Annotated in this window: 13 protein-coding genes; 6 read left to right on the top strand and 7 right to left on the bottom strand. The window is 69.0% G+C overall.

Annotation, left to right across the window (positions count from 1 at the left end):
• Nucleotides 1-2: 2 nt before the first annotated feature.
• Both PIJ50_RS12765 and PIJ50_RS12770 read left to right on the top strand, forming a co-directional pair.
• Entirely contained in the window at nucleotides 3-1391 is a 1389-nt protein-coding gene (locus tag PIJ50_RS12765) for a M20 family metallopeptidase (protein ID WP_271975819.1), read from the top strand.
• Complete coding sequence (locus PIJ50_RS12770) at nucleotides 1388-3016, top strand: dipeptide ABC transporter ATP-binding protein (protein ID WP_271975820.1); 1629 nt, start codon at nucleotides 1388-1390, stop codon at nucleotides 3014-3016. The genes PIJ50_RS12765 and PIJ50_RS12770 overlap by 4 nt, the downstream gene beginning before the upstream one ends.
• Here the strand turns inward: PIJ50_RS12770 and PIJ50_RS12775 are convergent.
• A complete protein-coding gene (locus tag PIJ50_RS12775) occupies nucleotides 3013-5943 on the bottom strand; it encodes a PAS domain S-box protein (protein ID WP_271975821.1) in 2931 nt (976 codons plus the stop codon). The genes PIJ50_RS12770 and PIJ50_RS12775 overlap by 4 nt on opposite strands.
• A 155-nt stretch (nucleotides 5944-6098) precedes the next feature.
• Between PIJ50_RS12775 and PIJ50_RS12780 the strand changes: the two genes are divergently transcribed.
• Complete coding sequence (locus PIJ50_RS12780) at nucleotides 6099-6977, top strand: DMT family transporter (protein WP_271975822.1); 879 nt, start codon at nucleotides 6099-6101, stop codon at nucleotides 6975-6977.
• Here the strand turns inward: PIJ50_RS12780 and PIJ50_RS12785 are convergent, their stop codons facing one another.
• The 4 genes from PIJ50_RS12785 to PIJ50_RS12800 form a co-directional block, all read right to left on the bottom strand.
• Nucleotides 6978-8285 carry a CitMHS family transporter gene (locus PIJ50_RS12785; protein WP_271975823.1) on the bottom strand — a complete coding sequence of 436 codons (1308 nt, stop codon included), beginning with the start codon at nucleotides 8283-8285 and terminating at the stop codon, nucleotides 6978-6980.
• A 79-nt stretch (nucleotides 8286-8364) separates the two neighbouring features.
• The gene (locus PIJ50_RS12790) at nucleotides 8365-9339 is read right to left on the bottom strand and encodes a tripartite tricarboxylate transporter substrate-binding protein (RefSeq protein WP_271975824.1); all 975 of its coding nucleotides are present in this window, start codon (nucleotides 9337-9339) and stop codon (nucleotides 8365-8367) included.
• A 71-nt stretch (nucleotides 9340-9410) separates the two neighbouring features.
• The gene (locus PIJ50_RS12795) at nucleotides 9411-10829 is read right to left on the bottom strand and encodes a sensor histidine kinase (RefSeq protein WP_271975825.1); all 1419 of its coding nucleotides are present in this window, start codon (nucleotides 10827-10829) and stop codon (nucleotides 9411-9413) included.
• A complete protein-coding gene (locus PIJ50_RS12800; RefSeq protein WP_271975826.1) occupies nucleotides 10822-11493 on the bottom strand; it encodes a response regulator in 672 nt (223 codons plus the stop codon). Before PIJ50_RS12800 ends, PIJ50_RS12795 begins: the two co-directional genes overlap by 8 nt.
• A gap of 124 nt (nucleotides 11494-11617) precedes the next feature.
• Here PIJ50_RS12800 and PIJ50_RS12805 point away from each other — a divergent pair, with 124 nt between their 5' ends.
• The 3 genes from PIJ50_RS12805 to PIJ50_RS12815 all read left to right on the top strand — a co-directional run bounded on the left by PIJ50_RS12805 (nucleotide 11618) and on the right by PIJ50_RS12815 (nucleotide 16416).
• Nucleotides 11618-13582 (top strand): bifunctional 2',3'-cyclic-nucleotide 2'-phosphodiesterase/3'-nucleotidase, encoded by a 1965-nt coding sequence (locus tag PIJ50_RS12805; RefSeq protein WP_271975827.1) that lies wholly within the window; start codon nucleotides 11618-11620, stop codon nucleotides 13580-13582.
• A 70-nt stretch (nucleotides 13583-13652) separates the two neighbouring features.
• Nucleotides 13653-13787, top strand: a complete 135-nt coding sequence (locus PIJ50_RS12810; RefSeq protein ID WP_271975828.1) for a hypothetical protein — start codon at nucleotides 13653-13655, stop codon at nucleotides 13785-13787.
• 28 nt (nucleotides 13788-13815) lie between these two features.
• Entirely contained in the window at nucleotides 13816-16416 is a 2601-nt protein-coding gene (locus PIJ50_RS12815) for a glucose/quinate/shikimate family membrane-bound PQQ-dependent dehydrogenase (RefSeq protein ID WP_271975829.1), read from the top strand.
• A 96-nt stretch (nucleotides 16417-16512) separates the two neighbouring features.
• Here the strand turns inward: PIJ50_RS12815 and PIJ50_RS12820 are convergent, their stop codons facing one another.
• Both PIJ50_RS12820 and PIJ50_RS12825 read right to left on the bottom strand, forming a co-directional pair.
• Complete coding sequence (locus PIJ50_RS12820) at nucleotides 16513-18423, bottom strand: OmpA family protein (protein ID WP_271975830.1); 1911 nt, start codon at nucleotides 18421-18423, stop codon at nucleotides 16513-16515.
• Between the two features lie 79 nt (nucleotides 18424-18502).
• Nucleotides 18503-19531 (bottom strand): LacI family DNA-binding transcriptional regulator, encoded by a 1029-nt coding sequence (locus PIJ50_RS12825; protein ID WP_271975831.1) that lies wholly within the window; start codon nucleotides 19529-19531, stop codon nucleotides 18503-18505.
• Nucleotides 19532-19587 lie beyond the last annotated feature (56 nt).

Below are 19587 nucleotides of genomic sequence, written 5' to 3' on the forward strand. Positions count from 1 at the left end.
CCATGACCCGCGACACCGTTCTTGCCGCCGCCGGCCGCTATGTCACCGACGGCACCTTTCTGTCCGAACTTCAGGCCCGCCTGTCCATCCCGTCGGAATCCCCGCGAGAGGACAGCGCGCCCGACCATCTGGGCTATCTGGAGGAGGAAATGCGCCCCATGCTGGAGGGGATGGGCTTCACCTGCCACATCCTTCCCAACACCAAGCTGGCCCGCATCCCCGCCCTTTACGCCGAGCGGATCGAGGATCCGTCCCTCCCCACCATCCTGACCTATGGCCATGGTGACGTGCTGTGGGGCATGGAGGGTGACTGGAAGGAAGGCCGCTCCCCCTGGGACGCGACGCTGGCCGGCGACCGGATCTATGGCCGCGGCGTGGTGGACAACAAGGGCCAGCACACGATCAACCTTGCCGCGTTGCGGATCGTGCTGGCCGAACGCGGGCGCCTTGGCTTCAACTGCAAGGTCCTGATCGAGATGGGGGAGGAATCGGGTTCCCCCGGCCTGGCCGAGATGGCGGTGGACCACAAGGATCTGCTGGCGGCCGACGTGCTGATCGCGTCCGACGGGCCGCGGGTGTCGACGCATGTGCCGACAGTGTTCTTGGGCGCGCGGGGCGGGCACGGGTTCCACCTGATCTGCGATCTGCGCGAAGGGGCGCACCATTCGGGCAACTGGGGCGGGCTTCTGCCCAACGCGGGCATCCGGCTGGCCCACGCGCTGGCCACCATCACCGACGCCAAGGGCCGCATCGCCATCCGCGAATGGACGCCGGGCACCATCCCCGCCAACGTCCACGCGGCCCTGAAACGAATCGAGATGGAGTTCACGCCCGACGACCCCGTCATTGACGACAGCTGGGGGGAGCCGGACCTGAAGGGCCCGGAACAGGTCTATGGCTGGTGCAACTTCGAGGTTCTGGCCTACAAATGCGGCCGCCCCGAGGCACCGGTGAACGCCATCCCCGGCCATGCCAAGGCCACCTGCCAGCTGCGCTATGTGGTCGGCGTGGACCGCGAGCGCATCCTTCCCGCCTTGCGCGAACATCTGGACGCGCACGGCTTTTCCGACATCCGGATCGAGCCGATGGATCGCGGCTTCTTCCGCGCCACCCGCACCGACCCCGACAACCCCTGGACCCGGCTGGCCATACAGTCCATCGCCGAGACGACGGGCAAGGAGCCGGCCGTGCAGCCGAACTTCGGCGGCTCCCTCCCCAATGAGGTGTTTGCCGAAACGCTGGGCCTGCCCACCGTGTGGATCCCCCATTCGCACCCCTCTTGTTCGCAGCACGCGCCGGACGAACACATGATGGTCAGCGTAGCCGAGGAGGCGACGCGCATGATGGCCGGCCTCTTCTGGGACATCGGCGAGGGGAAGTTGCAGCCATGACCGCGCCCGTTCTTTCCGTTCGCGGCCTGACGGTCGATCTACCGAAAAGCGGCGATCGGCCGCACGCCGTCCGCGACCTGTCCTTTGACATCCACCCGAACGAGATCGTGTGCGTGGTGGGTGAAAGCGGGTCCGGCAAGTCCGTCACGGCCTTCACCGCGATGGGGCTGCTGCCCAAGGCGCTGAAGCCATCGGCCGGGCAGATGCTGTTCGAAGGGCAGGACCTTCTGAAGATGTCGCGCCGCGCGCATGGGGCGCTGCGTGGCAAGCGCATCGCCATGGTGTTCCAGGAACCGATGACGGCCCTGAACCCCTGCTTCACCGTGGGCGACCAGATCGAGGAAATCTTCAAGGCCCACACCAACCTGTCGAAGGCCGAACGCAAGGCGAAGACCATGGCACTGCTGGAGGAGGTGCGCCTTCCCGACCCGCCCCGTGTCTATGCAAGCTTCCCGCACCAGCTGTCGGGCGGGCAGCGGCAGCGGATCGTGATCGCCATCGCGCTGGCCATGGACCCGACACTGCTGATCGCGGACGAGCCGACCACCGCGCTGGACGTGACGACACAGGCGCAGATCCTGTCGATGTTCAAGACGCTGAAGACCACGCACAACGCGGGCATCCTGTTCGTCACCCATGATTTCGACGTGGTGGCCGAAATCGCGGACCGGGTCGTGGTGATGCAGAAGGGCGTTGTCGTGGAACAAGGCCCGGTGGAGGAGGTCCTGAACCGCCCGCAGCACCCGTACACCCGCCAGCTGATCGCCGCCGTGCCAAGGAAACGCGACGGCGCCGCCCCCGTGCTGGACGAGGAGATCGCCCTGCGCGTGCAGGGGCTGGAGAAGACCTATCACGTTGCGGGCACGCTGACGAAAAAGCCGCGCACCGTTCACGCCCTGCACCCCGCCGACTTCACCGTCCGCAAGGGGGAAACGCTGGGCATCGTGGGCGAAAGCGGGTCCGGCAAGACGACGCTGGTCCGCTGCCTGATCCGCCTGCTGGATCCGGACGACGGCGCGATCTGGATCGGCAACCGCAACTTCGCCGAAGGCAGCCGCGACAGCCTGCGCGCGGCCCGGAAGGATATCCAGATCGTCTTTCAGGACCCCTACGGCTCGCTCAACCCCCGGCGGACGATCGGGGAACAGCTGATCGGCGCGCCCATGAACTTCGGCGTGGGACGGGACGTGGCGTGGGAACGCGCCCGGCGCCTGATGAAGATCGTCCGGCTGGAGGAGGAGGCGCTTTACCGCTATCCCGCCCAGTTCTCCGGCGGGCAGCGGCAGCGCATCTGCATCGCCCGCGCCCTGATGGTGGAACCGAAGATCCTAATCGCGGACGAGGCGGTGTCGGCCCTGGACGTGTCGGTGCAGAAGGAGGTGCTTCAGCTTCTGGCCGACATCAAGCGCGACATGGGCCTGACGATCCTGTTCATCACCCACGATCTTCGCGTCGCGGCCCAGATCTGCGACAACCTGATCGTGATGAGCAAGGGCCGCATCGTGGAACGGGGCACCGTGGACGACGTGTTCGGCAATCCGCAGGACGCCTACACCCGCCAGCTTCTGGGGGCCATGCCCGGCCGGGGGTGGGAGGCGCCCGACCTGACGGGCGCGCCGCACTAGCCCTTGGAACCGGTCCGGTCCAGCACGGACCGGACCTTCTGCGCCAGCTGCGTCAGCATGTAGGGCTTTTGCAAAAAGTTCGTCCCGGGATCGAGGATGCCGTTATGCACCACCGCGTTGCTGGTGTAGCCCGTGGCATAGATCACGGGCAGGTGCGGCAGGAACTCGGCCACGGCGTCGGCCAGCTTGCGGCCCGTCATCTCCGGCATGATGATGTCGGTGAACAGAAGGTCCACCTTCAGCCCGCCGCGCAGCATCTCCAGCGCCATGCGCCCGCTGGACGCGGCGGTGACGGTGTAACCCAGATCGCGCAGCGCGTTTTCGGTGAAGCTGCGGACGCGGTCGTCATCCTCCACCAGCAGGATCGCCTCCCCCCGCCCTTCGGGCTGGTCGAGCGAGACGGGCGCGGGCGCCTGATGCTCCTCCTCGCCGTAATAGCGGGGAAGGTAGATCTTCACGGCGGTGCCCACGCCCGGTTCGGAATAGATCTTCACGTGCCCGTTCGTCTGGCGCACGAAACCGAAGACCTGGCTGAGGCCCAGGCCGGTGCCCTTGCCCACGCCCTTGGTGGTGAAGAACGGATCAAAGGCGCGCTGCAGCACATCCTCGGTCATGCCAGCGCCGGTGTCGGACACGGCCAGCAGGACGTATTGCCCGGGGGCGAGGTTGTGCTGGCGGCCGTATTCGTCGTCCACATGGGCGTTCGCCGTCTCGATCGTCAGGCGGCCGCCTTCGGGCATGGCGTCGCGCGCGTTGACAGCGAGGTTCAGGATCGCGTTCTCCAGCTGGCTCAGGTCGGCCGAGGTCTTCCACAGGCCCGCGCCCAGAACCGTTTCCACCCGGACCGCCTCGCCCAAAGTGCGCGACAGCAGCTCGTTCATGCCCGAGATCATGCGGTTGGCGTCCACCACCTCGGGCGACAGGGGCTGGCGGCGGGCAAAGGCCAGCAGACGGTGCGTCAGGGTGGCGGCGCGCTGCGCCCCTTCCATGGCGCCGGCCATCAGCATGTCCAGATCCTCGGTCCGGCCGCTGTTCAGCTTGCGCTGGATCAGGTTCAGCCCGCTGATGATGACGGCAAGGTTGTTGTTGAAATCGTGCGCGACCCCGCCCGTCAGCTGGCCGATCGCCTCCATCTTCTGGCTTTGGCGCAAAAGGGCGTCGGACTGGCGCAGGGCCTCCGTCCGCTCGATCACCTGCTCCTCGAGTGAGGCGGCAAGGGTGCGCAGCTCCCGCTCCGCCCGGCGGCGTTCGGCGGTCTGGCGGATGCGCTCGGCGAAATCGCCCATGAAGTCCACATCGGCCGGCCGCCAGTCGCGGGGCGCGGCCGCGTGGACGAACAGGATGGCCACCAGCCGCCCCTTTTCGCGTATCGGCACGATGACCTGCGCCAGCGCTCCCACCTCGCGCAGAAGGAGGGCGTGGCTGGTCATGCGGGCGTCGGTGTCGATGTCGGCGCAGACCACGGTCCGGCCGTGCTGAAGGTCGTCCAGGAACGCGCCATAGTCGCGGAACCGGCGCACGCCGTTCAGGCTGGGCAGCGCCCCCGCCGTCCATTCACGTTCGACGATGACCATCTCGCCGTCGGCGGTCACGTTGCCGTAGCCCACGCGGTCCACGTTCAGGAACTGGCCCAGAAGGCGCGAGGCTTCGTGCGTGACGTCCAGCGGGTCTTCAAGGTTGCGAGTCACCTCCTGCAACTCCAGCAGCGCGTCCCGCTGCAACTCCTGCATCTTCATGTCGTGGATGTCGGTGCAGGTGCCGTACCAGCGCAGGACCCGTCCCTCGGCGTCGTGCGCGGGCTTTGCACGCCCGATCACCCAGCGGTATTCGCCCGACCGGTGGCGCAGGCGATACTCGATCTCATAGGGTTCGCCGGTCGCCAGCGCGGCACGCCACAACTCCCACGCCCGGGGCTGGTCGTCGGGGTGGAACACGCCCGCCCATCCGTCGCCATCCGTGCTGCCGGGGGTCAGGCCGGTGAATTCGTACCAGCGGTCGTTGTAGAAGTCGTGATACCCGTCGGGCCGCGTGGTCCAGATCATCTGGTCCACGGAATGGGCCACGGCCGACAGGTCGCGGCGGCTGTTTTCCAGCGCCTCCTCCATCTCGTGCCGGTCGTCGATGTCCATGACCGACCCGACATAGCCCATGAAGGTGCCGTCGGGGCCAAAGCGCGGTTCGGCCGCGTCGATCGCCCAGCGATAGACGCCGTCGTGGCGGCGCAGGCGGTATTCCAGCCGGAAGGGCCGGCGGTCGCGCAGGGCGGCCAGGAACACCTCCTCGGACCGCTTGCGGTCGTCGGGATGGGCGGCGTCCAGCCAGCCGAAGCCCTCGGCCACCTCCGGCGTCTGGCCGGTGAATTCATACCAGCGCGTGTTCAGGTAGGTGCAGAACCCCGTCTCGTCCACGACCCACATCATCACGGGGGCGTTGTCGGCCATGTTGCGGAAGCGCTGCTCCCCCTCGATCAGGCGGCGTTCATAGGCGCGTGCGGCTGTCGTCTCGTTCACGAGGCACAGGATACCGGCCACCGACCCGTCCAGCGCACGCACGGGGGAATAGGAGATGTCGAAGGTCACCGTTTCCGGATGGCCGTTCCGCTCGATGTAGAAGGGACGGTCGCGGGCGGACACGACCTCTCCGGCGCGGACGCGGTCCAGAAGGGGGCACAGGTCGTCCCACAACTCGCTCCAGTGCAGGCGCGCGGGGCGGCCAAAGGCGGCGGGGTGCTTGGTCCCGATGGTGGGCGCATAGGTGTCGTTGTAGAGCGCGACGTAGTCCGGCCCCCAGAACAGCGCGATCTGCGCCACGGCCGACTGGATCGTCTGGAAGGTGATCTTCAGTTCGGGCGGCCAGCCGTCCACCGGCCCAAGAGGGGAATCGTCCGGAAAGTTTGCCAGAAGGTCGCGAACAGCGGGAAACGTCACGTCATGTCCAATTCATCGCGGGCGCCAAGAGGGAGAAACTATCCCCATCCGCCGCCGAGGTCGAGAGCGCGCGGCCCTTTTCCCGTATCCCGCCTTGCCCCCGGCGCCCATTGCCGCTGTAGTGCGCCGATCCCTACCCCGACCGGATCCCGACCATGCGCGCGCCCCTTGCCATACTGTTCGCCGCCGTTCTGTGGGGCACGACGGGAACCGCCGCCACCTTCGCCCCCGGCGTGGGGGCCGCCGCGATCGGCGCCGCGGCCATGGGCCTTGGCGGTCTGGCGCAGGCGCTGCTGGCCGTGAGCGGGATCGGGCGGCACCGCGGGGCGCTGTGGAGGCACCGGCGGCTTCTGGTCGCGGGGGCGCTGGCGGTGGCGGTCTATCCGCTGGCCTTCTACGGCTCCATGCGGCTGGCGGGGGTGACGATCGGCACGGTGGTCACCATCGGCTCGGCCCCGCTCTTGTCGGCGCTGCTGGAACGCGGGCTGGACCGTGCGCCGCTGACGGCCCGCTGGGCCTGGGGCGCGGCGGTCGGGCTGACGGGGATGGTGCTGATCTGCACGGCAGGCGGCGGCGGGGCGGGGCCGTCGGTGCCGGCAGGCGTGGCGATCGGGCTCTTGGGCGGGCTGACCTATGCGCTCTATTCCTGGACGGCGCGGGGGATGATGCTGCGCGGAGTGCCCTCGGCGGTGGCGATGGGGGCGACCTTCGGACTGGGCGGCGTCCTGCTGATGCCGGTGCTGGGGGTCACGGGCGGGGCCTTCCTCGCCTCGTGGTCCAATGCGGCGGTGGGGCTGTATATGGCGGCCGTGCCGATGTTCCTTGGCTATCTGTGCTTCGGCTACGGGCTGGCGCGGGTGCGGGCCAGCACGGCCACGATGCTGACGCTGCTGGAGCCCGCCGTGGCCGCCCTTCTGGCGGCCGTCATCGTGGGGGAACGATTGCCACCCCTTGGTGGGCTGGGGGTGGCGCTGGTGGTCGGCTGCCTCGTGATCGTGACATGGCCCGATCGGTCAAGGCCGCCGACCGGCTGATCAGCCGATGGGAACGGCGCCGGTGATCACCGCGCCCAGCAGCATCAGCCCCACCAGCAGGATCGACCATTTCATGGTGAAGCGCTGGTGATCCCCGAACTCCACCTTCGCCAGTCCGACCAGCACGAAGGCGGCCGGCACCAGCGGCGACAGCATGTGCACCGGCTGGCCGACAAGCGACGCGCGGGCGATCACTTCGGGCGGGATGCCGTATTCGGCGGCAGCCTGCGCCAGAACCGGCACCACCCCGAAATAGAACGCGTCGTTCGACAGGAAGAACGTGAACGGCGCCGACAGGACGGCGGTGATCAGCGGGATGTACTGCCCCGCCGCATCAGGGATCATCGCGACCACGCTTTGCGCCAGCGCGTCCGTCATGCCGGTGCCCATCATGATGCCGGTGAAGGCGCCCGCGCCGAACACCACCGCCACCACGTTCAGGACCGAGCTTGCGTGCGAGGCGATGCGTTCACGCTGATCGGCCACGTTGGGGAAGTTCACGACCATGGCGATGGCGAAGCCCACCATGAACACCAGCGCCAGCGGGAACACGTCCGCCACCAGGAGCGCCATCATCGCGGCCGTCAGCGCGGCGTTGAAGCCCTTCAGCCAGGCGGGGCGCGGCACGACGGCGCGGGTGGCCTCGTTGATCTGCTCCTCCAGATCCGCCTCGCTGACATGGTCGAATCGGATGGTGCCCAGGCGGCGGCGTTCCTGAAGGCCGAAATAGGCGGCGATCGCCAGCGATCCGGCGCAGGCCAGCGCGATGGCCGGGATCATCGGCACGAAGACCTGCCCCACATCCACATGCAGCGCCGACATCACGCGCGCGGTCGGCCCGCCCCAGGGCGCCACGTTGATGATCGCGTTGGGCATCACCGTCACGGCCGGAAGGATCAGCGGGTTGATGCCAAGCCGCAGGTGCAGCGGCATCATCGCCGTCACCACCAGCAGATACGTCGTCGATCCGTCCCCGTCGAGCGAGATGCACATCGACAGCGCGCAGGTGCCCACGATCACGCGCAGCGGATCGCCATGACACTTGCGCACCACGAACCGCACCAGTGGGTCGAACAGGCCCACATCGATCATCAGGCCGAAATACAGGATCGCGAACAGCAGCAGCACCGCCGTGGGCGCGATCTTGCGCAACCCGTCCATGACAAGATCCGGGATCTCGGGGCCAAAGCCCGCGATGGCCGCGAACAGGATGGGAACGAGGATGAGGCCCATCAGCGCCGAAAGACGTCCGGTCATGATGGCGGCCATGAAGGTGATGATCATGGCGTAAGCTAGGAATGTAAGCACGGGATCTCCTTTCACCGCCACCCTGTCGTGGCGATGTCTTCGGTCGTTCGGCGATGGCTTTGTTCAGGAACGGGGGGCGTCAGGGGACGCCCAGCTGGACGGCGCGGGTGCGGGCGTCCTGCGACAGCTGCGCCAGACGTTCCTCCAGCGCGGGGCCGGTCAGGGGCATAGGTTCCAGATGATGGGTGGCCAGAAGGTCCGCATAGGCGGGGCTGGTCAGGACGGCGTTCAGGACCTGACGCCAGTCCTCCACATCCGCATCCGCCACCTGCGGGCCGGTGTAGATGCCGCGCAGCACGGGCCAGTCCAGCGGCACGCCCTGTTCGCGGGCGGTGGGCACAGCGGCCAGCGCGCCGGACAGGCGGTTGGCGGAATGGATGGCCAGAAGCTTCAGCGGCTGGCCGTCATCGATGGCGGTCTGGCTGTCGCCCGCGTCGTTCAGGCAGGCCTGCACGAAACCGGCCGCCAGCGCCTCGATGCAGCCGCCGCCGCCTTCGAAGGCGACAAAGCGCATCTGGGCGATGTCGATGCCCAACATCTGCGCCATGGTGGCCGCGCGCATCCAGTCCTGCCCGCCGATCATGCCGCCGCCGCCAAGGGCCACGCGCTGCGGTTCGGCCTTCACAGCGGCCAAAAGGTCGGGAAGCGTGGCCCATGGCGCGTCGGCCCGCACCACCACCGCGCCGTAATCCACGGCCAGCGCCGCCAGCCAGCGCACGTCGCCCATGTCCCGCGCGCCGTAATGGCCCAGCGAAAGGTTGTAGATCGACCCTTCGGAGAACGCGACCACGGTGGCCGGATCGGCAGGCGTCTGGTTGATGATGGCGTTGAAGGCCACAGCCCCCACCCCGCCGGGCATGAAGCGCGATTTGACGGTGATGCCGGTGCCGTTCAGCGCGTCGGCCAGAAGCCGGCAGGTCAGATCGAACCCCCCGCCCGGCTGCGCCGGCGCGATGCAGGTCACCGCGCGTGGCGGTGCCGCCTGCGCAAGACAGGCCCAGACCGTCATGACGATCGAGCACAGCCAGACATGCACGGCGTATCGGTGCGCCATGGCGGCCCCCTCCCGTCGTTCTCCTCCGGGGGAAACCCCCGCCCTCGGGTCATGGTGTAGCCGACGCAACCTTACAAACGGCTTTCATTTTCCGGCATGTGGCGATTTTTTGACAGTGCGGGCGGACGCGGCAGGATTAGCGCCACCTCCAGCCCGCCGCCGGGGCGGTTGGCGGCGGTGAAGGTGCCGCCATGCATGCGCGCCACGGCCACGGCCAGCGACAGGCCGATTCCGGCCCCCTCTCCGTCCGTCAGGAAACGTTCGCCCACCCGCGCCAGCCGTTCGGGCGTCATGCCGGGGCCGCGATCCGACACGATCAGCGCCGCCGCCTTGGGGCGCACGTCCAGCCGCAGCGTCACCTCGCCCCCGGGCGGGGACAGGCGGACGGCGTTGTCCAGCAGGTTGCTGACCGCCTCGTACAGAAGCGTTTCGGCGGCGGGAAGGGTTTCGGGGGCGTCCGGCAGATCCAGATCCAGCGCGATGCGCTTGCGGCGCGCGGCGGGCAGGTGCAGGAACGCCACCTCGCGCAGGATGGCGGACAGGTCCACCGGGGTCAGGGGCACCGCGCCGCTGTCCACCCGGGCCAGCGCCAGAAGCTGGCCGGTGGTGCGGGCGGTGCGGTCGACGACGCCGCGCATTGCCTCCAGCGTGGCCTCCCGCTCGGCCGTGTCGGGGGTGGCCAGGGCATAGTCCAGCTGCATCCGCAGCACCGACAGGGGCGTGCGCAACTGGTGCGAAGCGTCGTCGAAGAAGCGCTTCTGCCCCGCCGCCTGATCGGCGTGCCGCGCCATCAGGGCGTTGAAGCTGTCGATCAGCGGCCGCACCTCGGCCGGAAGGGCGGACCCGTCGAGCGGTGAAAGATCCCCCGGCGCGCGGCGGTCAAACCGGTCGCGCAGGCGCAGCAGCGGCCGCAACGCCATGCCCACCCCCACCACCAGCACGGCCAGCGCCGCCAGAAGCGCGGTCGCGTCGCGCCAGAAGGCCAACCGGGCGATCCGCCCCAGAAACGCCTCCCGCGAGGCGGTGGTCTCCGCCACCTCGATCAGCACGGTCTGTGGGGTGGGCGCGCCGTAAAGGGGCACGGCCAGCCGCTTGCGCACCGCGCCCACGCGCAGGCTTTGGCCCAGATAGGTTGCGTCAAAGAATTGCGCCGCGCGGGTGGGGGACGGCGGATCGGGCAGCCGCGTATCGCCGATCTGCACCAGCCCGTCATCGGTGCTGATGCGGAAATAGACCGTGCCCGTGGCCGCCGCCTGAAGATTGGCGAACAGCGCGTAAGGCAGCTCCATCCCCAGGCCGCCGCTTTGCACGGACAGGTCCGCCTCGATCGCGCGCAGGGCGCCGGACAGGGACCGGTCATAGGCGCTGTCGGCCAGCCGCGCGATGGCGTTCTGCGTCAGCCAGATCGACGATCCGAACACGCACAGGCTGGCCGGGATCATCCACAAGGCCAGCGTCGCGCGCAGCGACCGGACGCGGCGGTCAGGCATCCTCCGCCTCAAGGAAATAGCCGAGGCCGCGCAGGGTGACGATGCGCACGTCGTGGCCTTCCAGCTTGCGGCGCAGGCGGTGGATCAGCACCTCGATCGCCTCGGGCTGAAGGTCGGCATCCTCGCCCACCAGACGGTCAAGGATGTGGGCCTTGGACAAGGGCTCCCCCACCCGCTGGATCAGGAGCTGAAGGATCGCGTGTTCGCGGGGGGTCACGTGCAGCGGATCGCCGGCCAGAGCGAAGCGGCGGGTGGCCTGATCGTAGAACAGCCGCCCGCAGGAAAACGCCCCCGTGGCGCGGCCCTGACTGCGGCGGACAAGGGCAACGAGCCGGGCCTCCACCTCGGACACGGCGAAGGGCTTGGACAGGAAATCGTCCGCGCCCGCGTGCAGAAGGGCGATGCGGTCCGACAGGTCGTCGCGCGCCGTCAGCACCATCACCGGCAGGGTGCCGCCGCCCGCGCGCAAGCGCGCCAGAACCTGCGCGCCATCCAGATCCGGCAGGCCCAGATCCAGAAGAAGGGCGTCGTATTCGCCCGTCAGAGCCCGCTTGACGCCCATCTGGCCGCTGTCCTCCCAATCGACAATGATGCCATGACCGGCCAGCGACTTCACCAGCCACAGGGCAAGATCGGCATCATCCTCCACCAGCAGACAGCGCACGGTTTTCCCCTTCTGGTCCGGGCGCACCTTGGTCCGAAGGGCCGTCCGGCGCAAGATGCGGACGGTTGCCGCACCGCGCCATGGGGGGTAGGCTTCCGGCCATGCCCCAAGGAAGGACCCCGCCATGCCCATCATCCTCAGCCGTCGTGCCGTGCTTCTGACGGGGGCCGCGGGGGCCGTCACGCTGCTGCATCCGTTCACCGCGCGGGCCGCGGCCGGTCAGGCGCATCTGCGCATTCTTGCCACGACCGACCTGCACTGCAACATCCGCCCCTATGACTATTACGCCGACAAGGGTGCGGACACGCTGGGGCTGGCGCGCACGGCGACCATTCTGGACAGGTTGCGGGCCGAGGCGGCGAACAGCCTGACCGTGGACAACGGCGACTATCTTCAGGGCAATCCGATGGGGGACTGGGCGGCGCATGGCGGGATGGCCGAAGGTGACGTCCACCCGGTGATCGCGGGGATGAACGCCGTCGGCTATGACGCGGGCACCTTGGGCAACCACGAGTTCAACTATGGCGTCCCGTTTCTGGAGCGGGTGAATGCCGGAGCCACCTTCCCCATCGTCTGCGCGAACTTCGCCCGCACCCTTGGCGCCACGCCGGCCGAGGACGACCTTTGGGCCAAACCCTACGTCCTGCTGGAGCGGGGGCTGACCGACGGCGCGGGCCAGACCCATCCCGTCCGCATCGGGGTGATCGGCTTCGTGCCGCCGCAGATCCTGCAATGGGACCGCGCCAACCTTGAGGGCCGGTTCGAGGTGCGCGACATCGTGGAGGCGGCGGAGGCCTGGCTGCCCGCGATGCGCGCCGCCGGGGCGGACGTGGTCGTGGCCCTGTGCCATTCGGGCATCGACACGGCGGAGCGCCAACCGATGATGGAGAATGCGGCCTATCACCTCGCCCGCGTGCCAGGCATCGACGCGCTGATCACCGGCCACGCCCATTCCACCTGGCCTTCGGATGCGTATGAGGGGGAGGGGATGGACCCCGCCACCGGCCGCATCCATGGCGTGCCGGCGGTGATGGCGGGGTTCTGGGGCTCCCACCTTGGCGTGGTGGACCTGATGCTGACGCGCGACGGCGACCGCTGGCGCGTGCAGGAAGGGGAGGCCGCGCTGCACCCCATCGCCAAGCGCGATGAGGCTGGGAAGACCGTGGCCCTTGTCGGCGACTACGCCCCCGCGATGGCCGCAACGGAGGCGGCGCATGCCGCGACGCTGGACTATATCCGGGCCGAGGTGGGCCGCACCGACGCGCCCCTGCACAGCTATTTCGCGCTGGTGGCGGATGATCCCTCCGTCCAGATCGTCAGCCTCGCGCAAAGCTGGTACGTGGCGCAGCTTCTGAAAGGGACGGAGCATGAGGGCCTGCCCATCCTGTCCGCCGCCGCGCCTTTCAAGGCAGGCGGGCGCGGGGGTCCGGACTATTACACCGACGTGCCGGTGGGGCCGGTCGCGATCCGGAACGTGTCGGACCTGTATCTGTATCCCAACACCCTCTGCGCGGTGCGCATCAGCGGGGCGCAATTGAAGGACTGGCTGGAGCGTTCGGCCGGAGCCTTCCATCAGGTGAAGGCGGGGGTGGCGGACCAGCCGCTCCTGAACCCCGACTTCAGGTCCTACAACTTCGACGTGATCGACGGGGTGACCTATCGCATCGACCTGACCCAGCCGTCGCGCTTTGACATGGAAGGCGCGCTGGCCGACGAGGGGGCGCATCGCATCGTGGATCTGGCGTGGAACGGCCAGCCCGTGAGGCCCGAACAGGAATTCGTGGTGGCCACCAACAACTACCGCGCCGCGGGCGGGGGCGATTTTACGGGGGCGGATGGCAGCACGACCATCCTGCAGGCGCCGGACGCCAACCGCGACGTGGTCGTGCGCTACATTCAGGATCAGGGCACGATCCACCCCTCGGCCGATGCGAACTGGACGTTCGCCTCGGCGGGCGGTGCGACCGTGCTGTTCCAGACCGGCCCCCGCGCCATGGTGTATCTGGAGGAGGTGCGCGCGCGGGGCCTGGCGCTGGACCATGTGGGCCCGGCCGAAGGCGGGTTCGAGACGTTCCGCATCACGTTGTGACCATCGCCGGAACCGGATGCGCCGCGCAGGTGTTGGCCTGCGGGGCGGTCCGCCCCGGCCAGAAGGCTGGATGGAAATGCGCAACCTGGTGATCGGAGGCATCGTATTAATCGTTATCGTGCTGGGCTTCGTGCTGTTCGGCAAGGACGATGGGCCGGAAACCTCGCAGGAAAGCGCAAGCCCGCACGCGATCCAGCAGGAATGACGCAAGGCGAACAAGGGAGGGACAAGCGATGAGAGTGTTGACCGGGGCCATCTTCGGCCTGATCGGGGCCGCGTTGGCGGTCATGGGTGGATGGCTGGCCCTTGAGGGCGGCAGCGTCGCCTATCTGGTGCTGGGTGTGGCGGTCCTTGTGACCGCCCTTTTCATTTTCAGGGGGCGCGCGGCGGCGCTGACGCTGTTTGCCGTCACGATCCTTCTGTGGCTGGCCTGGTCCGTGTGGGAGGTGGGCTTCGACTGGTGGCAACTGATGCCGCGCGGCGGCCTTGTGGTGCTGATGGGGATCTGGCTGTGGCTGCCCTTCGTGCGCCGTACGCTGGGCCGGGTGGAACCTTCCACCCGCGGCGCGGGCACGCGCCGGGCCCCGTTGGGCCTTGTGCTGGGGGCGGCGGTGATCGTCGCCGTGGCCGTGGCCGTTCTGTCCATGTTCCGCGACCCCACCAACATCGACGGCGCGCTGCCGACCGAGCGTCTGGCGGGCGAGGTGAACACCGGCAATCCCATGGCCGACACCGACTGGCACCAGTATGGCCGCACGAACTTCGGTCAACGCTGGTCGCCGCTGGATCAGGTCACGACCGACAACGTGGGCGACCTGACGGAGGTCTGGCGCTATCAGACCGGCGACGTGAAGCGCCCCGACGACGTGAACGAGACGACCTATCAGGTTACGCCGCTGAAGGTGGGGGACCGGCTGTTCATCTGCACGCCGCACAACCTTGCCATCGCGCTGGACGCCGTCACGGGCAAGGAAGTCTGGCGATTCGACGCCAATTCCGGCATGAACCCCGACCGCCAGCACCAGACCTGCCGCGGCGTCACCTATTGGGACATGGCCGACATGCCCGAGACGCAAGCGGCGGCCCCTGCACCCGCCAACGCGCCGCCCGCGGCCCCGGCCGCGCCGCCCTCCCCTGAGGGTTCTGAACTCGCCGCACCGGCCGCGCCTGGCACGGAAGCTCCGGCCGCACCGGTCGCGTCCGACGTCACGCCGCCGGAGGACGGCCCTTCAAGCTCCGAGATCGAGCAGGACGAACCTGCCCCCCCGGTGGAAGGCCTGACCGAGGACCCCACCCCGAACGAGGCGGTGGCCACCGCAACGGAAGTGTGCCCGACCCGCGTCTACCTGCCCACGGCCGACGCGCGCCTGATCGCGCTGAACGCAGAAACCGGCGAGGTGTGCTCCACCTTCGGCGACAACGGCACGCTGCGGCTGGAGGCGGGAATGCCCTACAACCCGGCGGGCTACTACTACTCCACCTCTCCGCCCGTGGCCGTGAACGGCATGCTGATCATCGGGGGGGCGGTGAACGACAACTTCTCCGTCTACTCGCAATCCGGGGTGATCCGCGCCTTCGACATCGCCACCGGAGAGCTGCTGTGGAACTGGGACAGCGGCAACCCTGAGGAGACCACCCCCATCGACATCGCGGGGGGTGAAACCTACACTGCGAACAGCCCCAACAGCTGGTCCATCTTCTCGGTCGATGCGGATCGGGGTCTCGTCTACATCCCCCTTGGCAACCAGGTGCCTGACCAGCTGGGCATGGGGCGGAGCGAGGCGGTGGAGGCGCACTCGTCCTCCATCGTCGCGCTGGACATCGCCACGGGGCAGCAGCGTTGGGCGTTCCAGACCGTCCATCACGACCTGTGGGACATGGACGTGCCGGCCCAGCCGGTGCTGGTGGACCTGACGGTGGGCGGCGCACAGGTGCCCGCGCTGGTGGGCCCGACGAAGCAGGGTGACATCTACGTCCTGAACCGCGAAACGGGCGAACCGATCCTGGGCGTCACGGAAGAGCCTGCGCCCGGCGGCGCGATCCCCGAGGATTTCACCGCGCCGACGCAGCCCACCTCGGCCCTGACGTTCAAGCCCGAGCCGCTGCGCGAGGCGGACATGTGGGGCATGTCGATCTTCGACCAGCTGATGTGCCGCATCGACTTCCACCGCCTGAAATACGAAGGCCGCTACACGCCGCCCTCGCTGGAAGGGTCGATCATCTATCCGGGCAACTTCGGCACCTTCAACTGGGGGTCGATCGCGGTGGACCCGGAACGGCAGGTGATGTTCGGGATGCCGACCTACCTTGCCTTCACCTCGCGCCTTGTGCCCCGCGCCGACATTCCGCCGGCCGAGGAAGGTGCCACGGCCAGCGAACAGGGCCTGAACCGCAACGAAGGCGCGCCCTACGGCGTGGTCATGGGGCCGTTCCTGGGCGCCTTCGGCATCCCCTGCCAGGCCCCGCCATGGGGATACGTGGCCGGTGCGAACCTGACGACCGGAGAGATCGCGTGGAAGCACAAGAACGGCACCGTGCGCGACATGACCCCCCTGCCCCTGCCGATCGAACTGGGCGTGCCGGGAATCGGCGGGCCGATCATCACGCGCGGCGGCGTGGCCTTCCTGGCCGCCGCGGTGGACGACTATCTGCGCGCCTATGACCTGACCACGGGCGAGGAGCTGTGGAAGGCCCGCCTGCCCGCCGGCGGCCAGTCCACCCCCATGACCTATGACGTGGGCGGCAAGCAGTATGTGGTGATCGTGGCGGGGGGCCACGGCTCGATCGGGACGAAACCGGGGGATTACGTCATCGCCTATGCGCTGAACGAGTGACGGCCGGTCCGATTTGAAAAAGAAAACGGGCGGATCCGGGAAGGATCCGCCCGTTTCGCGTTCGGGTGCCCGCCCCCACCGGGGCGGGCCGCATCTTCAGCGGTTCTGCGCGACCTGAAGGACCGGGGTGATGATCCGCACAGCCACGCGGCGGTTGCGGGATTCATCGCCTTCGGTCTGCACGCGCAGGTCGCTCTCGCCGTATCCCTGCACCACCATGTTTTCCGGCGGGACGTCGAAGTATTCCGTCAGCGCCAGCGCCACCGATTCCGCACGGCGGTCCGACAGGGCGAGGTTCGAGGCCGCCGATCCCACGGCGTCGGTGTGGCCTTCGATCAGGAACATCTCACCCGGGCGTTCGTCGATCAGGTCCCGCATCAGGTTGCCCAGATCAGACAGCTGCTCGGCCTCGGACGCGTCCACGGCGGCCGATCCGGTGCGGAAGGTGATGTTCTCCACGTCCACGACCGGGGCCAGGGCGCGCACCTCGCGGTAGTCGCGGATCTGCGACAGCGAATACAGGCGTGCATTGTCCCGCGTCTCGATCCGGTCCAGCGCCTCGCGCAGCGAGGTGCGGTCGGTGGCCGACACGCGCACATCCTCGCGCGAGCGGGGGAGGAGTGAGAGGTCCACCGGCGCCGCCTGACGCGTGTCGTCGATCAGCAGCGTCTGGCGGCCGTCCGTGTCGATGCGCGCGCGGCGCAGCACGCGGCCCGAGGCGTCACGGATCGTTTCGATCCGCGAACCGTCGCCCTGTTCCACGATGGAGCGGGTGGAGCCGTCGGCGTAGTTTTCGGTCCGCACCGTGGATCCCGGCTGGCGCAGCAGCGCGTCGTCGTCCTTCAGCACCTGATAGCTGCCATCGTTCTGGCGCAGCACGACGCGGTCGCCGGTGTTGGACACGACCTCGTCGCCGTTGTTCATCAGCGCGCCGACGGCCAGACCGCCAAGCGCCAGAAGACCGACCTTCTGAAGGTTGCTCAGCCCGCCATCGTCGTCGTCGTCATCGTTGCGGTCGCGCGCGTCGCCCGAGGCGGTGGTGGCGAAATCCTCGCTGCTGGAGCGGGCGTTTTCTTCCGTCACTTCGGTCACGGTCGCGTTGTCCGACGCGGCGTCGCTGCCGGCCGCCGCGGCCGCCGCAGCGGCCAGCGGTGCGGCCGTGTCCGTTCCGCCAAGGACGGAGTTCAGCGTGTCCACGGCCTCCTGCTCGTCCACCTCGGCGGTGGCGGGATCGATGGGTTCCGCGGCTTCAGTCGTCTCACCGGCGGCCGGGGCCTCGCTGGCGCGGTCGGCCGTGGTGCCTCCGGTGGCGGGAGCCTCGCTTGTCCCCTCCGTGCGGGTGTCACCGGCGGCGGGGGCGTCGGTCGCGCCGTTTGTGCGGGTGTTGGCCGGGGCCTCGGCGTCATCGGCACCTTCCGTTGCAGCGCCGCGGCCCGTCTGTTCATCTTCCTCCAGCCCGGTGCCCTCATCGCGCTGGCTGTCTGCGGGGGGTTCGGGTTCGTCCGTGCTGTTGGTGGCCGGCGCGTCGGCGTCCGGCGCCTCGTTGGCGTCCGGTGCCTCAGTCGCGCGCGGGGTGGCTTCGGCGGGCGTGTCGGCGGCCGGAGCTTCCGGTTCGGTCACCTCGGCTTCGGGGGCTTCCACGTCGGCTTCGGGCGCCGGGATGGAGCGTTCCTCACGCGCGGCAGGTGCCGAGGTTTCGGGTTCAGGGGCACGTTCACGCGCGGCGGGGGCTTCGGCCGGGGCCTCCACCTCGGGCTGGGCGGCGGCAGGGGCGCGGGGGGCGGGTTCCGGGGCCGCCTCGGGTTCGGGCGCAGGCTCCTCGGGCACCGGCTCCGGCGCGGGGGCTTCCGCCTCGGACGGGGTGGTCTGCGAAGGGGCGGTCGCGGGCGGCACCTCGGCCGGGGCGGCTTCCTGCGCGGGCAGGCGGGCGGGCGTCATCGAGGCCAGAACGACCGACAAGGCCGCCGTGGTGCTCAGAAGGCGCGAACGTAGGGATCTGCGTGTCATGAACTCTCCTCCGTGGCCCGCAAGGCGGGCGATGCGGCACGGGAAACACGCAGGGACCGGCATCAGTTCCGGCAGGGGCTCAGGCCGAGTGGCGTTCTATGATCCGATAGCCGATGTCGATCCGGCGTTCGGGGGCCGCCACCGCGTCGATGCGGCGGATCAGCGCCTCGGCCGCGCGCTGGCCCAGCATGCCGCGATCCACCCGCACCGTGGTCAGCGCGGGGTGCAGGTCCACGGCGAAATCCTGATCGCCAAAGCCCATCAGGCCCAGATCGCGGGGGATGACGATGCCGCGGGCCTGCGCCTCGATCAGGATGCCCTGCGCCAGAACGTCGGAGCTGCAGAAGATCGCGCTCCGGCGCGCGGGGTTCAAAAGGCCGTCGGCCACCAGCTGCGACAGCGCGTCACGCCCCCGGCGCAAGCTGGCGGAACCCGGCAGCAGGATCTCGGCCGGCGGGGGAAGGCCGGCCGCCGTCACCGCGTCGCGGAAGGCGGTGCGGCGGCGGTGGGCGCGGGGGTCGTCGGCCGAGACCACGCTGAAATCATCGTAGCCGCGCGCCAGCAGCCATTCCGCCGCCGCCCGCGCCGCCCCGTCATGGGAGAAGCCCACGCAGGTGTCGATGGGCGCCTCGCCCAGATCCCACACCTCCACCGTGGGCAGGTTCGCGCCCTGGATCATGCGGCGGCAGGTGGGGCTGTGATCGACGCCCGTCAGCAGCAGCCCTTCGGGGCGGCGGGCCAGCGCGATGCGGACCAGCCGCTCCTCCTCGGCCAGATCGAAGCCGCTTTCCATCAGCATCACCTGATAGCCGCGTTCGCGCACAAGCGCGGTGAAGGTCTGGACCAGCGCGGAATAGATGATGTTGGTGATGGAGGGCACGATCGCCGCCAGCATCCGGCTGCGGTTCGACGCAAGCCCGCCTGCCACCATATTGGGGACGTAGCCCGTAAGGCGGACCGCCTCCATGATCTTGTGCAGCGTGTCGGGGGACAGCTTTTCGGGGTGGTTGAACGCGCGCGACACCGTGGGCTGCGTGACGCCCGCAAGCCGGGCGATGGTGGCCATGGTGACGGGTTCGCCCGAAGGCTCCGGTTCGGCGGCGGGCATGAGCGTCATCCTGAAGGGGCGATGGGCGGTGCCTGTCTGGCCTGCCCGTCGCCAAA

Origin of the sequence: Falsirhodobacter sp. 20TX0035, from assembly GCF_028307215.1 — a bacterium.
Taxonomy (GTDB): Bacteria; Pseudomonadota; Alphaproteobacteria; order Rhodobacterales; family Rhodobacteraceae; genus Falsirhodobacter.

Coding starts and splice junctions, on each gene's coding strand:
- PIJ50_RS12810 (WP_271975828.1), top strand. CDS start 13,653: ATGGAAATGCGCAACCTGGTGATCGGAGGCATCGTATTAATCGTTATC.
- PIJ50_RS12815 (WP_271975829.1), top strand. CDS start 13,816: ATGAGAGTGTTGACCGGGGCCATCTTCGGCCTGATCGGGGCCGCGTTG.
- PIJ50_RS12765 (WP_271975819.1), top strand. CDS start 3: ATGACCCGCGACACCGTTCTTGCCGCCGCCGGCCGCTATGTCACCGAC.
- PIJ50_RS12820 (WP_271975830.1), bottom strand. CDS start 18,423: ATGACACGCAGATCCCTACGTTCGCGCCTTCTGAGCACCACGGCGGCC.
- PIJ50_RS12825 (WP_271975831.1), bottom strand. CDS start 19,531: ATGCCCGCCGCCGAACCGGAGCCTTCGGGCGAACCCGTCACCATGGCC.
- PIJ50_RS12805 (WP_271975827.1), top strand. CDS start 11,618: ATGCCCATCATCCTCAGCCGTCGTGCCGTGCTTCTGACGGGGGCCGCG.
- PIJ50_RS12795 (WP_271975825.1), bottom strand. CDS start 10,829: ATGCCTGACCGCCGCGTCCGGTCGCTGCGCGCGACGCTGGCCTTGTGG.
- PIJ50_RS12780 (WP_271975822.1), top strand. CDS start 6,099: ATGCGCGCGCCCCTTGCCATACTGTTCGCCGCCGTTCTGTGGGGCACG.
- PIJ50_RS12790 (WP_271975824.1), bottom strand. CDS start 9,339: ATGGCGCACCGATACGCCGTGCATGTCTGGCTGTGCTCGATCGTCATG.
- PIJ50_RS12770 (WP_271975820.1), top strand. CDS start 1,388: ATGACCGCGCCCGTTCTTTCCGTTCGCGGCCTGACGGTCGATCTACCG.